The sequence below is a fragment of the Scandinavium sp. UTDF21-P1B genome, assembly GCF_040750395.1.
Taxonomy (GTDB): Bacteria; Pseudomonadota; Gammaproteobacteria; order Enterobacterales; family Enterobacteriaceae; genus Scandinavium.
In genome coordinates this window covers 340,919-355,377 of record NZ_JBFLVD010000011.1, presented here as the reverse complement: position 1 = coordinate 355,377, position 14,459 = coordinate 340,919, and the positions used below count along the sequence as shown (strand labels likewise).

Annotated in this window: 15 protein-coding genes; 13 read left to right on the top strand and 2 right to left on the bottom strand. The window is 53.7% G+C overall.

All coding sequences use genetic code 11. From position 1 onward, the window contains the following. Positions 1-8 precede the first annotated feature (8 nt). Positions 9-308 carry a helix-turn-helix domain-containing protein gene (locus AB1287_RS08265; RefSeq protein WP_435617470.1) on the top strand — a complete coding sequence of 100 codons (300 nt, stop codon included), beginning with the start codon at positions 9-11 and terminating at the stop codon, positions 306-308. Positions 309-450: 142 nt separating this feature from the next. Then, on the top strand, positions 451-1,461 hold the full coding sequence (locus AB1287_RS08260) for a phage integrase (protein WP_435617469.1): 1,011 nt from the start codon (positions 451-453) through the stop codon (positions 1,459-1,461). Between the two features lie 209 nt (positions 1,462-1,670). Here the strand turns inward: AB1287_RS08260 and AB1287_RS08255 are convergent, their stop codons facing one another. Continuing rightward, positions 1,671-3,179, bottom strand: coding sequence for a GGDEF domain-containing protein (locus AB1287_RS08255; protein WP_435617468.1), 1,509 nt, complete (start codon positions 3,177-3,179; stop codon positions 1,671-1,673). 252 nt (positions 3,180-3,431) lie between these two features. Between AB1287_RS08255 and lysM the strand changes: the two genes are divergently transcribed. From lysM to AB1287_RS08240, 3 genes are all read left to right on the top strand, one after another. Next, positions 3,432-3,884, top strand: coding sequence for a peptidoglycan-binding protein LysM (gene lysM / locus AB1287_RS08250; protein WP_312629971.1), 453 nt, complete (start codon positions 3,432-3,434; stop codon positions 3,882-3,884). A 10-nt stretch (positions 3,885-3,894) separates the two neighbouring features. Further along, a complete protein-coding gene (locus AB1287_RS08245; RefSeq protein ID WP_312629970.1) occupies positions 3,895-4,290 on the top strand; it encodes a YidB family protein in 396 nt (131 codons plus the stop codon). Positions 4,291-4,524: 234 nt separating this feature from the next. Further along, positions 4,525-4,983: a hypothetical protein gene (locus AB1287_RS08240; protein WP_435617467.1), complete on the top strand. Its 459-nt coding sequence runs from the start codon at positions 4,525-4,527 to the stop codon at positions 4,981-4,983. Positions 4,984-5,209: 226 nt separating this feature from the next. Here AB1287_RS08240 and icd read toward each other — a convergent pair whose 3' ends face one another. Next, positions 5,210-6,460, bottom strand: coding sequence for an NADP-dependent isocitrate dehydrogenase (gene icd, locus AB1287_RS08235; RefSeq protein ID WP_435617466.1), 1,251 nt, complete (start codon positions 6,458-6,460; stop codon positions 5,210-5,212). A gap of 172 nt (positions 6,461-6,632) precedes the next feature. On the opposite strand from icd, the gene rluE reads away from it, so the two are divergent. The 8 genes from rluE (at position 6,633) to AB1287_RS08195 (ending at position 14,429) form a co-directional block, all read left to right on the top strand. Next, positions 6,633-7,280 (top strand): 23S rRNA pseudouridine(2457) synthase RluE, encoded by a 648-nt coding sequence (gene rluE, locus AB1287_RS08230; protein WP_312628282.1) that lies wholly within the window; start codon positions 6,633-6,635, stop codon positions 7,278-7,280. A 16-nt stretch (positions 7,281-7,296) separates the two neighbouring features. Then, positions 7,297-7,770, top strand: coding sequence for an NUDIX hydrolase (locus AB1287_RS08225; protein WP_312628281.1), 474 nt, complete (start codon positions 7,297-7,299; stop codon positions 7,768-7,770). 41 nt (positions 7,771-7,811) lie between these two features. After that, a complete protein-coding gene (gene mnmA / locus AB1287_RS08220; protein ID WP_435617465.1) occupies positions 7,812-8,918 on the top strand; it encodes a tRNA 2-thiouridine(34) synthase MnmA in 1,107 nt (368 codons plus the stop codon). Between the two features lie 30 nt (positions 8,919-8,948). Then, positions 8,949-9,590: a high frequency lysogenization protein HflD gene (gene hflD / locus AB1287_RS08215; protein WP_312628278.1), complete on the top strand. Its 642-nt coding sequence runs from the start codon at positions 8,949-8,951 to the stop codon at positions 9,588-9,590. A 3-nt stretch (positions 9,591-9,593) separates the two neighbouring features. Beyond that, positions 9,594-10,964, top strand: coding sequence for an adenylosuccinate lyase (gene purB / locus AB1287_RS08210; protein WP_435617464.1), 1,371 nt, complete (start codon positions 9,594-9,596; stop codon positions 10,962-10,964). 123 nt (positions 10,965-11,087) lie between these two features. Beyond that, positions 11,088-11,762, top strand: a complete 675-nt coding sequence (phoP, locus tag AB1287_RS08205) for a two-component system response regulator PhoP (RefSeq protein WP_312628275.1) — start codon at positions 11,088-11,090, stop codon at positions 11,760-11,762. Then, entirely contained in the window at positions 11,759-13,222 is a 1,464-nt protein-coding gene (phoQ, locus tag AB1287_RS08200) for a two-component system sensor histidine kinase PhoQ (protein WP_435617463.1), read from the top strand. Before phoP ends, phoQ begins: the two co-directional genes overlap by 4 nt. An 85-nt stretch (positions 13,223-13,307) precedes the next feature. After that, positions 13,308-14,429: a JmjC domain-containing protein gene (locus tag AB1287_RS08195; RefSeq protein ID WP_435617462.1), complete on the top strand. Its 1,122-nt coding sequence runs from the start codon at positions 13,308-13,310 to the stop codon at positions 14,427-14,429. The last annotated feature ends 30 nt before the right edge of the window (positions 14,430-14,459 follow it).

Genomic DNA, 14,459 nt, shown 5'->3' with positions numbered 1-14,459 from the left:
TCGATAACATGTCAACAGCGATAAGTGAAAAGCTGGCGCTAATGCGCGAGTCTGAAAGGCTTAACAGGAAGCAATTTGCTGAAATTACAGGGGTTCCTTACAGTTCATTGACCTACTATGAGAGCGGAAGGACTGTCCCTCCAACAGACGTAACGATGAAGATCCTCCAGCACCCACAATTCAGCAAATACGCCCTGTGGTTCATGACTAACCAGATTTCACCAGAGTCCGGTCAAATAGCACCGGCACTCGCACACTTTGGGCAAGATGTAACAACCTCGCAGCACTCAGGCCAAAAGACTGGTTAACAGTTCACCGAGCACACATTTATTACAAATGTTGTTTACTTGTTAGGAAATATAACTTCCGTTCTTACGAGGAAGTTAAACGGAAGCGCCGGAAGGCTTCAGGCTCTACCGTAATTGCTAAAACCACCATTCGGAGGGTTTCATGAGCATTAAGAAACTCGATGATGGTCGATATGAAGTGGACATTAGACCTACGGGGCGCAACGGAAAGCGCATCCGCAGGAAATTCGATAAAAAATCTGAGGCAGTAGCCTTTGAGAAACACATTCAGTACAACCACCACAATAAAGACTGGCTATCAAAACCGGCAGACAAGCGGCATCTGTCAGAGCTAACTCAAATCTGGTGGGAACTGAAAGGCAAGCACGAAGAACACGGTAAATCGAATCTCGGTAAAATCGAGATTTTCAACAAGATTACCGATGACCCTTGTGCATTTCAGATTACTAAATCGCTTATTGGCCAGTACACAGCGGTGCGCAGAACTCAGGGGATTAAGCCTTCAAGCATCAATCGGGATTTAACATGTCTAAGTGGCATGTTTACCGCTCTGATTGAAGCTGAGTTGTTTTACGGTGAGCATCCATTCAGGGGCAGGAAGCGGTTAAAAGAAGATAAGCCCGAAACAGGTTATTTAACACAAGCTGAAATTACGTTGTTACTTTCGCGGCTGGATGGAGACAACAAAAAGATAGCGATTCTTTGTCTCAGCACTGGCGCAAGATGGGGTGAAGCGGCCCGTCTTAAAGCAGAAAACGTAATTCATAACCGCTGTACATTTGTCAAAACTAAGACGAACAAGCCGCGCACAGTGCCGGTATCTGATGAGGTCTCGGAAATGATTGTGGGCAATAAGAGAGGCTTTCTTTTTCCAGATGCAAATTATACGTCGTTCCGACTGCTAATGAAGGAGCTAAAACCTGACTTACCTGCCGGGCAGGCAACGCATGCTTTACGCCACAGTTTCGCGACCCATTTCATGATTAATGGGGGGAGCATCATCACGTTGCAACGAATATTGGGGCATTCGAAAATTGAACAAACCATGGTGTATGCACACTTTGCCCCCGAGTACTTACAGGATGCAATTAAGTTAAATCCTTTAGGCGGTGGCCTTGACGCCAAGAGCGTCCACACCGTGACCACACTTTAGTGGTCTTTAGTGGCTTTCAGTTGTCTTGCGTGCCGCGCAAACCCGCATTGCACCGCTGGAAGCTACTACTGCCAGGGGGCTACGTCTCCCCCGGCGGGGCTTTTTTGTGGCACTTCATCGTACTCTCGCTCCTTCGATCCACTTGAGATGGACGCGAAAAGCGCTATTCAGGCAGCCGACGCCGCCATGTATCTCGATAAGAAAACCCGTCAGCGAATCAGCGTCGCCTCCTGACGCGCCTGTTTCATCCTGTACATATCCGCATCGGCCACCTGAATCGTGGTGGCCAGATCGTGCTGATAAGTCGCCACGCCCCACGATACTGACAAGTGAACAGCACTTCCGCTGGCGATAAAATCGTGTGCTGAAATTTCCCGTGCCACACGTTCAGCCACCCGTCGGGCATCGTCCTCACCGGTTTTCTGCAGCAGGATCACAAACTCGTCACCGCCGGTGCGAATCACCAGATCTTTAGCGTCCCGCACGCTGGACATCATCCGCAGGGCAATGACCTGTAGCGCCCTGTCCCCTGCGGAGTGGCCCCAGGTATCATTGATGGCCTTAAACTTATTGCAGTCCATCAGGATAACTGACGGATAATCGTCCATGTGCTCATGAACAAACTCGAGAATTTTGCGCGTAAAGCAGCCCGTCAGTGGATCGGTGTAAACCTTAATGTCGCTCAGATTGAGCTGGCGACGCAGCACAAAGGCCAGCAGCAGGAAAAGGAATGGCGCAATCAGCACTGCGCTCCAGCCGTGGGTGTCGTTGAGCACGAACAGATAGAGCGGCACCGCGTAACGAAATTCATATTTACTCGAAATGGCACGCACCGAAGCATCATTCAGCCAGAAGCAGTTGCCCGTAAGGCACAAAGAGGTCTTGTCCGGCACGTTCACCAGTTGAACCATCAGCGTCGGCGGTATCTGCCCGTCAAAAACGTCAGTCAGCGTGTCGCGCATTTCGCTCAGCGAATGATCGTACAGCAGATACCCGACAATCCGGTCTGACACTTCGGCTCCGGATAAATCATAGATGTAGCTGATCACGCTGAAGGCCATTTCCCTGGTGATGCGATCCCTGTAAAAATTCGTCGAGCTGCCTTCCCGCTTAGTGACGTCTTTTTGCAGCAGGCGGTCGTAGAAGGACTGCGGCGGCTTGAAAAAGTAGCCAGGCTGGTTCACCATTTTTGAATCGCTAAAATGAAAAGGCACGGAATCCTGAGGATCGAACCAGTAAAACCAGCTGGTATCGTGCGCAATAATGTAGCGATGTGAGTCGTAGCGGCCAGGATTGATGCTATTAATTTTATGGCGAATGAATTCAGCCGCTACGTACATGCAGCTGGCATCAAGACTTTGCGTACGGGAAATCAGCGTACCTGAATCACCATTCAGATGGTTGGGATCACCATTCAGATGGTTGGGATCACCATTGATCGCCCACTCATCACCATCCCGGAGTGAAAAGGCCGTTAACCCACCGCATTCGCGCGTTCCGCGTATTTGCTGGAATCGTACCCCAGTCGCATCGGCGATCAGTTCATTGTCGTTAAAAACCATATTGACCTGATTCACCAGTGCATTGATACGCTCGTTGATCTCAGCCATTCGCTGTTGATAGGCAAACATCACATAAAGGGTGACGCAAAAAAGCGTCACTGCTGCGGAAATCAGCAGCGCCTGGCGTTTTCTGAGCGCATCCTGGACATTCTTCACTAAGGCACCACTGACAAAATAAGAGAGCGTGACGATACGGATGTAATTTAACGGAGTTATACACGCTACGCCATGATGCAAGGGAGATAAACAATCTGGCGGCGTCCTGCGCCACAAGGCAGGCAAAAGCCCTACTCAACGCTTTGCTTATCGTAACGACCATTCCGGTTCGGGCATAAAAAAATAGCCACCCTGAGGACGTGATTTATACTTGATCTCTGAAGCCTCTTTGCCTCTAAACAGGAGTTCAATATGGGATTATTCAGTTTCGTGAAAGAAGCCGGCGAAAAACTCTGGGATGCGGTAACAAACCAGAACAGCGACGAACAGAGCAAAAAGCTGGAGACGCACATTAACGACCTGGGCCTGCCCGGGGCAGATAAAGTCAAAGTGGATGTGGCAAGCGATGGCACGGCCACCGTGACCGGAGACGGCCTGAGCCAGGAAGCGAAGGAGAAAATTCTGGTCGCCATTGGTAACGTGGCGGGCATTTCGCAGGTAAACGACAGCCTGTCCACCGCGCAGCCAGGCACAGAAAGTCGCTATTACACCGTGAAGTCAGGCGACACGCTGAGCGCCATTTCAAAAGCAGAATACGGTACGGCCAACGAGTATCAGCGCATCTTTGAGGCCAATAAACCCATGCTCAAACATCCGGACAAAATCTATCCGGGTCAGGTGTTAATCATTCCTAACAAACCTTGAGGTATTCACTATGAGCCTATTCGATCAAGTGGCTGGCATGTTTGGCGGTCAGGACGGCAAAGCCGGAGCTTATCAGGCCATTCTCAGCTGGATTGAAGAACAGGGCGGCATTCAGGCTTTGTTGGAAAGATTTCAGCAGGGCGGACTGGGCGCGATTGTCGAATCCTGGATAAGCACCGGCGGGAATCAGCCCGTTTCGGCGGATCAGATAACCCAGGCGCTGGGCTCTCCTGCCGTAGCCGATCTGGCAGCAAAACTCGGTATCGAACCACAGGCCGCGTCGAATTTGATTGCCGAACACCTGCCAAAAATGGTCGATACGCTTTCGCCAAACGGTGCGGTTGATGGTCAACAGGATTTGATGACGGAAGGGCTGAATCTGCTGAAGGGGAAATTCTTTAGCTGACAGTATCAGGGTGGGGAGCATGCGCCCCACCCTGTTTTAATTACCCGACTTTCTGATACAGCTCCCAGCGGCGTTTTCCCGACTGCGGAATCTATTCCACCAGCGTAAAGCCAGGGCACCGTAACCGTGGCTAAGCGCTCATGAAATTTTCTAAAAAAATCACTCTCCGCTCGTTAAGAAGCCAGACTTTTAGCCGCTTTTAAAAAAGCAGGTTTTATAGAGAATTAAGGAGACATGATGTCCATTCGATTTCTGGGTAATAGTGGCAAGATATTTCCGAAAAGTATTTTTCCTGAAACTAAAAATTCAGATCCGGTAAAGGATCTCCATGAGAAGAAAAAACGGCTTCAGGCTTTAAGAAGTAAAGCCGCGGCAAAGTTTAAGCCAATACCACCTAAAATACTCAACCTTATCAATAAACTGGACAGCATGCTACAAAGTGCGGAATTCTCTTCCTCTGTCACAGAATCAAAAGTCATGCAGCTTTTAAGCCAAATTTCATCAATGATTGAAAACACAAAGGGCTCAAAAAACAATAACAAAAATAATGATTTATTTACTTCCCAGGGAGCTTCATCGGATGAAGTTTTATCAAAAAGTGAAAGTGTCTTTGTTGAGCTGAAAAAAAGAAAGCCCAATTCCCTCTTACACGACCAGACTGCACTGGAGTCCCGAATAGTAGACCAGGTCTGAATGGGAGAGCGTGATAAAGGATAATATAAATGTCATGTGCCAGGGGTAAGTATCGCCTCAGGATTATTGAATCTGATACAGCCTGCGAAACGCAGATGTGAATGTTGACTTAATTTACAATAATTAACTTCAGCCTAATTTAACAACCTGTTTTGATATCCCTTTTGACACGAATAAAAAAGCAGGAACCGTCGGATTCCTGCCTTTGTGCAATCAGGGTTACAAATTACATATTTGCGATAATCGCATCACCAAACTCTGAACATTTCAGCAGCTTAGCGCCTTCCATCAGACGTTCGAAGTCATAGGTCACGGTCTTGGCTGCGATTGCGCCTTCCATGCCTTTAACAATCAGGTCTGCGGCTTCGAACCATTCCATATGACGCAACATCATTTCCGCGGAAAGGATAACGGAACCTGGGTTCACTTTATCCTGGCCTGCGTATTTTGGCGCGGTGCCATGGGTCGCTTCGAACAGTGCACATTCGTCACCGATGTTCGCGCCTGGTGCAATACCGATACCGCCAACCTGCGCCGCCAGGGCGTCAGAGATGTAGTCGCCGTTCAGGTTCATACAGGCGATAACGTCGTACTCGGCCGGACGCAGCAGGATCTGCTGGAGGAACGCATCAGCGATCACATCTTTGATGATGATCTCTTTGCCGGTTTTCGGGTTCTTGATTTTCTGCCATGGGCCGCCGTCGATCGGCTCACCGCCGAACTCTTCTTTCGCCAGCTGGTAGCCCCAGTCTTTGAAAGCGCCTTCGGTGAACTTCATGATGTTGCCTTTGTGCACGATGGTCACGGAGTCGCGATCGTTGGTGATCGCATACTCGATGGCCGCACGCACCAGACGCTTGGTGCCCTCTTCAGAGCATGGCTTGATGCCGATCCCGCAGTGCTCAGGGAAGCGAATTTTCTTCACGCCCATCTCTTCACGCAGGAACTTGATAACCTTTTCTGCGTCCGCAGAATCCGCTTTCCACTCGATGCCCGCATAGATGTCTTCGGAGTTTTCACGGAAGATAACCATGTCGGTCAGCTCCGGGTGCTTCACCGGGCTTGGAGTGCCCTGGTAGTAACGTACCGGGCGCAGGCAGACGTACAGGTCCAGCTCCTGACGCAGGGCAACGTTCAGAGAACGAATACCGCCACCGACCGGGGTCGTCAGCGGGCCTTTGATGGCAACGCGGTATTCACGAATCAGATCCAGCGTTTCCGCTGGCAGCCAGACGTCCTGGCCGTATACGTGGGTGGATTTCTCGCCGGTGTAAATTTCCATCCAGGAAATTTTACGCTCGCCCTTATAGGCTTTCTCTACCGCGGCGTTCACCACTTTGATCATTGGCGGAGTGACGTCGACACCGATACCGTCCCCTTCAATGAACGGGATAATCGGGTTGTGGGGTACGTTGAGTTTGCCGTTTTGCAGGGTGATCTTTTGGCCTTCCGCCGGAACAACTACTTTGCTTTCCATCAACTTCTCCTTCGAGCGCTTCTGGTGACTGCTCGTGCCTTTCGCGTCCTGGGTCGCGTTGCCCTGGCAGCGCGAAGAGTGTGAGCAATATTTTTTGTTAATGATTTGTAATGAGCTGGTTGATACTACCTGATTGTTGGGTTCCATGAAAGGTCTTCGTAATTAGGCTATAATGCGGCAATTGACCCGGCCTGAAAACACCATGAACAAAACTTCTTATACAAATCACCGCCTTAAGCGATTCAGCTCACAACAAGCCACCCGACAACGTAAAGAAACCCGCCCAAAAAGGGTGATATTGTTCAATAAACCCTACGATGTATTGCCACAGTTTACGGACGAGGCCGGGCGCAGCACGCTGAAGGATTATATCGACGTACAGGGCGTCTACGCCGCGGGTCGTCTCGATCGCGACAGCGAGGGCCTGCTGGTGCTCACCAACGACGGCGCTCTTCAGGCTCAGCTGACGCAGCCAGGCAAACGCACGGGCAAAATCTATTACGTTCAGGTGGAAGGCGCCCCAGATGAAGAAGCACTGAATGCCTTGCGCAAAGGCGTGACGCTGAACGACGGCCCGACGCTGCCCGCAGGAATCGAACTGGTAAGCGAACCTGAATGGCTGTGGCCACGCAATCCGCCAATTCGCGAGCGTAAATCGATACCGACCAGTTGGCTGAAAGTGACGCTGTATGAAGGCCGAAATCGCCAGGTTCGCCGGATGACCGCTCACGTCGGCTTCCCTACCCTGCGCCTGATTCGCTACGCCATGGGCGCTTACACTCTCGATGATCTTGCCAACGGTCAGTGGCGGGATGCCTGAACAGAAGGATGGCTTAATGTTTAAACCGCACGTTACCGTCGCCTGCGTGGTCCACGCCAAAGGTCAGTTTCTGGTAGTAGAAGAAAAAGTGAACGGCAAAACGACCTGGAACCAGCCCGCCGGACACCTTGAGGCCGACGAAACGCTTGTTCAGGCCGCCGAGCGCGAACTGTGGGAAGAGACAGGCATTCGCGCCACGCCCCAGCATTTCATCCGTATGCATCAGTGGATAGCGCCAGACAGAACGCCATTCTTACGCTTTCTTTTCGCCGTCGAGCTTAACGATACGTGCGCCACAGAACCGCATGACAGCGACATTGACCGCTGCCAGTGGGTTAGCGCCGATGACATCCTTAACGCCACTAATCTGCGCTCGCCGCTGGTGGCCGAAAGCATCCGCAGCTGGCAAAGCGGACAGCGTCTGCCGCTTGAGCTGATCGGTGAATTTAACTGGCCCTTCACAAAGGGTGATCCCACTGGGGCTGCGTGATAGACTATGCCGCCTTGAAGTTCAATGTCGTGAGTATTCCAATGTCAGAAAGCCCAAAAAAAGTGATCGTCGGGATGTCCGGCGGTGTCGATTCCTCCGTTTCCGCTTACCTGCTGCAACAGCAGGGTTATAAGGTGGAAGGCCTGTTCATGAAGAACTGGGAAGAGGACGACGGCGAGGAATATTGTACTGCCGCCGCAGACCTGGCCGATGCCCAGGCCGTGTGCGACAAGCTCGGCATTGAGCTGCACACCGTTAACTTTGCCGCGGAATACTGGGACAACGTTTTTGAGCTCTTTCTTGAAGAGTACAAAGCGGGCCGCACGCCGAACCCGGATATTCTGTGCAACAAAGAGATCAAATTTAAAGCCTTCCTCGAGTTTGCCGCTGAAGACTTAGGTGCCGACTACATCGCCACCGGGCACTACGTACGCCGCGCCGATGTGAACGGCAAAAGTCAGCTGCTGCGCGGCCTCGACAGCAATAAAGACCAAAGCTACTTCCTCTATACGCTCGGCCATGAACAGATTGCGCAAAGCCTGTTCCCGGTCGGCGAACTGTCCAAGCCGGAAGTACGCCGTATTGCTGAAGAGCTCGATCTCATCACCGCGAAGAAAAAAGACTCCACCGGCATTTGCTTTATCGGCGAGCGTAAATTTCGCGAATTCCTGGGCCGCTACCTGCCTGCCCAGCCGGGCAAAATCGTCACCGTCGACGGCAATGTGATTGGCGAGCACCAGGGGCTGATGTACCACACCCTCGGCCAGCGTAAAGGCTTAGGCATCGGCGGCACCAAAGACGGCAGTGAAGAGCCGTGGTACACCGTAGACAAAGACGTGGAAAACAACGTTCTGGTGGTGGCTCAGGGTCACGATCATCCGCGCCTGATGTCCGTCGGTCTGATTGCCCAACAGCTGCACTGGGTCGATCGCGAGCCGTTCAGCGGCACTCTGCGCTGCACGGTGAAAACCCGCTATCGCCAGACGGATATACCGTGCACCGTCACCCGACTTGATGATGACCGAATTGAGGTTCGCTTCGACGAGCCCGTTGCAGCCGTTACGCCTGGCCAGTCCGCTGTTTTCTACAGCGGTGAAGTGTGCCTCGGCGGCGGCATTATCGAGCAGCGCCTGCCGCTGCCGGTTTAAGACTCAGACAGCACAGAGAAAGGAGTTTTCGTGGCGAAGAACTATTACGACATTACGCTGGCTCTGGCAGGGATCTGCCAGTCCGCCCGTCTGGTTCAGCAGCTGGCGCATCAGGGCCATTGCGACAGCGATGCCCTGCACGTGGCGCTGAACAGCGTTATCGATCTGAACCCGGACTCCACGCTCGGCGTCTTCGGTGGCAGCGAAGCCAATCTTCGCCTCGGCCTGGAAACGCTGCTCGGCGTGCTGAATGCCAGCAGCCGTCAGGGGCTGAACGCCGAACTGACGCGCTACACCTTAAGCCTGATGGTGCTGGAACGAAAACTCTTTGCCGCGAAGGGCGCGATGGACACCCTGGGTGAGCGCATCGCCGGGCTCCAGCGCCAGCTTGACCATTTTGATTTGCAGTCTGAAACGCTGCTGAGCGCCATGGCCGCGATTTATGTCGATGTCATTAGCCCGCTCGGCCCTCGCATTCAGGTCACCGGTTCTCCTGCCGTGCTGCAAAGCGCGCAGGTGCAGGCCAAAGTGCGAGCCGGTTTGCTCGCAGGGATACGCGCCGCAGTGCTCTGGCACCAGGTCGGCGGCGGTCGTCTGCAGCTGATGTTTTCCCGTAATCGCCTGACCACTCAGGCCAAACAAATTCTTGCTCATATAACTCCGGAGTTGTGATCTATGGAATTATCCTCACTGACCGCCGTTTCCCCTGTCGATGGACGCTACGGCGATAAAGTCAGCGCGCTGCGCGGCATTTTCAGCGAATACGGTCTGCTGAAATTCCGTGTGCAGGTTGAAGTTCGCTGGCTGCAAAAACTGGCCGCGCACGCAGCTGTCAAGGAAGTTCCAGCTTTTGCTGCCGACGCAAACGGTTTCCTCGATAAAATCATTGCGGATTTTAACGAAGAAGACGCCGCTCGCATCAAAACCATCGAGCGCACCACCAACCACGACGTGAAGGCGGTCGAGTATTTCCTGAAAGAGAAAGTGGCGGATATCCCTGCCCTGCACGCAGTGTCTGAATTTATTCACTTCGCCTGCACCTCCGAGGACATCAACAACCTGTCTCACGCTCTGATGCTCAAAACCGCCCGCGACGAAGTGGTGCTGCCTTACTGGCGCAAGCTCATTGACGCGGTAAAGGATCTGGCGGTGCAGTACCGCGATATCCCGCTGCTCTCCCGTACCCACGGCCAGCCCGCCACGCCATCCACGATGGGCAAAGAGATGGCTAACGTTGCGTACCGCATGGAGCGTCAGTATCGCCAGCTCAACCAGATTGAGATCCTCGGCAAAATTAACGGCGCAGTTGGCAACTATAACGCCCACATCGCCGCGTACCCGGAAGTGGACTGGCACCAGTTCAGCGAAGAGTTCGTGACCTCGCTTGGCATCCAGTGGAACCCGTACACCACCCAGATTGAGCCGCACGACTATATCGCCGAACTGTTCGACTGCGTGGCGCGCTTCAACACTATCCTCATCGACTTCGACCGTGACGTCTGGGGCTACGTGGCGCTGAACCACTTCAAGCAGAAAACCATCGCCGGGGAAATCGGCTCTTCCACCATGCCGCATAAGGTGAATCCGATCGACTTCGAAAACTCCGAAGGCAACCTGGGTCTGTCCAATGCCGTACTCCAGCACCTGGCAAGCAAACTGCCGGTGTCCCGCTGGCAGCGTGACCTGACCGACTCCACCGTACTGCGTAACCTTGGCGTGGGCATCGGCTATGCGCTGATCGCTTATCAGTCCACTCTGAAAGGTGTGAGCAAGCTGGAAGTAAATCGCGATCGCCTGCTGGAAGAGCTGGACAACAACTGGGAAGTGCTGGCAGAGCCGATTCAGACCGTGATGCGCCGTTACGGTATCGAGAAGCCGTACGAGAAGCTGAAAGAGCTGACCCGAGGCAAGCGCGTTGATGCTGAAGGCATGAAGCAGTTTATCGATGGTCTGGCGCTGCCGGAGCACGAGAAAGCACGCCTGAAAGAGATGACACCTGCCAACTATATTGGTCGCGCCATCACCCTGGTTGACGAGCTGAAGTAAAGAGTCCCGCCTCTCTTCTCACCCGGGAAGAGAGGCCCCTTCCCCGGTTTATACAATGTTTATCCCCACAACCGCATAATCAGCGTTAAACTCTTCAAATCGAAAATGAAAAAGGGATAACCCATGCGCGTACTCGTTGTGGAAGATAACGCCCTCCTGCGTCACCATTTAAAAGTTCAGCTACAGGAGCTTGGCCATCAGGTGGATGCCGCCGAGGATGCAAAAGAAGCTGATTACTATCTGGGTGAACACGTTCCGGACATCGCCATTGTCGATTTAGGCCTGCCTGACGAAGACGGCCTGTCGATGATCCGCCGCTGGCGCAGCAACGACATTTCGGTGCCTGTTTTGGTGCTGACCGCCCGCGAAGGCTGGCAGGACAAGGTTGAAGTGCTGAGCGCCGGAGCCGATGACTACGTCACCAAACCGTTCCATATTGAAGAAGTCGCCGCGCGAATGCAGGCTCTTCTGCGCCGGAACAGCGGTCTGGCCTCTCAGGTGATCTCCCTGCCGCCCTTCCAGGTCGATTTGTCTCGCCGTGAACTGTCGGTGAATGACGAAGTCATCAAGCTGACCGCGTTTGAGTACACCATCATGGAGACGCTTATCCGCAACAACGGCAAGGTCGTCAGCAAAGATTCGTTGATGCTGCAGCTCTACCCTGATGCCGAACTGCGCGAGAGCCACACCATCGATGTCCTCATGGGTCGCCTGCGCAAGAAAATTCAGGCCCAGTACCCGCAGGATGTGATCACCACCGTACGAGGCCAGGGCTACCTGTTCGAACTGCGCGGATGAAAAACATGCTCCGGCATATTCTGCCGCTCTCCCTGCGCGTCCGCTTCCTGCTGGCAACGGCCGCGGTGGTGCTGGTGCTGTCACTGGCCTATGGGATGGTCGCCCTGGTCGGCTACAGCGTGAGCTTCGATAAGACCACCTTCCGCCTGCTGCGTGGGGAGAGCAACCTGTTCTATACCCTTGCACGCTACGAAAATAATAAAGTCAGCGTGGAGATCCCGGAAAACCTGAATCTGCAAAGCCCGACCATGGCGCTTATCTACGACAAGAACGGCAAGCTGCTTTGGATGCAGCGGGAAGTCCCGTGGCTCATCAGCCGTATCAACCCGGACTGGCTGAAGACCAACGGTTTCCATGAAATAGAGGCGGACGTGGATTCCTCGAGCATGCTGCAGCATAACGATCATGAAGTGATGCGCCAGCTGAAGGAGCTGCGCGAGCAGCAGGATGATTCGGAGATGACGCACTCGGTAGCCGTCAATATCTACCCGGCGACCGCCCGTCTGCCGCAGATGACCATCGTGGTGGTCGATACTATTCCAATCGAGCTCAAGCGCTCCTACATGGTCTGGAGCTGGTTTATCTACGTGTTAGCCGCCAACCTGCTGCTGGTCATTCCGCTGCTGTGGGTCGCGGCCTGGTGGAGCCTTCGGCCCATTGAGTCGCTGGCGAAAGAGGTGCGTGAGCTTGAAGAACACCATCGTGATACGCTTAACCCGGAAACCACTCGCGAATTAACCAGCCTGGTGCAGAACCTTAACCGCCTGCTGAAGAGTGAGCGCGAGCGTTACGACAAATACCGCACAACGCTCACTGATCTCACCCACAGCCTGAAAACACCGCTGGCCGTGCTGCAAAGTACCCTGCGATCGCTGCGCGGCAACAAGCTCAGCGTTGAAGACGCCGAACCGGTGATGCTTGAACAGATCAGCCGTATCTCGCAGCAGATTGGCTATTACCTGCACCGCGCCAGCATGCGCAGCGGCAATATCCTGCTGAGTCGCGAACTGCATGCGGTCGCGCCGCTGCTGGATAATCTGACCTCAGCGCTGAACAAGGTTTATCAGCGCAAAGGCGTTAACATCGCGCTCGATATCTCGCCAGAAATCACCTTTGTCGGCGAGCAAAACGACTTTATGGAAGTGCTCGGCAACGTGCTGGATAACGCCTGCAAGTACTGTCTGGAGTTTGTTGAAGTGTCCGCTCGCCAGACCGACGACCATCTGCACATTTTCGTGGAAGACGACGGCCCCGGCATTCCACAGAGCAAACGCGATTTGGTATTTGACCGCGGCCAGCGCGCCGACACGCTGCGCCCGGGCCAGGGCGTGGGATTGTCGGTCGCAAGAGAGATCGTCGAGCAGTACGACGGCAAAATCATCGCCGAAGACAGCCCGCTCGGCGGCGCAAAAATGGACGTAGTGTTTGGCCACCAGCATCCGGAAAGCAAAGAAGGATAAGTCATTTATTTGCCATAGCCTGCATCGTCGGGCAACGGCTTCCGTTATACTCCCAAACAGAAACCTGCCTGTGGAATAAAACATCATGGAATATAACTTATCGCTTAACTGGTCCGACTTTATCGAACGCTACTGGCAAAAACGCCCGGTGGTGCTGAAGCGCGGCTTCACGAACTTTGTCGATCCCATTTCACCGGACGAACTGGCGGGCCTAGCCATGGAAGACGAAGTGGACAGCCGCCTCGTCAGCCACAACGAAGGTAAATGGCAGGTCAGCCACGGGCCGTTTGAAAGTTACGATCACCTCAGTGAAAACAACTGGTCGCTGCTGGTGCAGGCGGTGAATCATTGGCACGAGCCAACGGCAGCGCTGATGCTTCCGTTCCGCGCCCTGCCCGACTGGCGCATCGATGACCTGATGATTTCGTTCTCCGTTCCCGGCGGCGGCGTGGGCCCACATCTCGATCAGTACGACGTATTTATCATTCAGGGCACCGGCCGCCGTCGCTGGCGCGTGGGTGAAAAAGTGCCAATGAAGCAGCACTGCCCGCATCCGGATCTGCTGCAGGTCGATCCGTTCGACGCCATCATCGACGAAGAGATGGAACCGGGTGATATCCTCTATATTCCACCAGGCTTCCCGCACGAAGGTTATTCCCTGGAAAACTCGCTGAACTATTCCGTCGGCTTCCGTGCGCCAAGCGGGAAAGAGCTTATCAGCGGCTTTGCTGACTACGTGCTCCAGCGAGAGCTTGGCACGCACCGTTTTACCGATCCGGACGTGCCCGCACGCGAGCATCCGGCAGATATTCTGCCGCAGGAAATCGATAAGCTGCGCGACATGATGCTCGGCATGATCAACCAACCGGAGCATTTCAAACAGTGGTTTGGTGAATTTATCAGTCAGACCCGTCACGAGCTGGACGTCTCCCCGCCGGAGCCGCCGTATCAGGCCGATGAGATCTACGATGCGCTACAGCAGGGTGACAAGCTCGTCCGCCTCGGTGGCCTGCGTGTACTGCGCATCGACGGTGAAGTGTTTGTCAACGGAGAGAAAATTGATTCGCCGCACCGCCCGGCGCTGGAAGCACTGGCAAGCCATATCGTGCTGACCGCTGAACAGTTTGGCGACGCGCTGGAAGACCCTTCGTTCCTCGCCATGCTTTCTGCGCTGGTCAACAGCGGCTACTGGTTCTTTGAGGACTGATTTTAATTGCTGCCCGGTGGCGCTGACGCT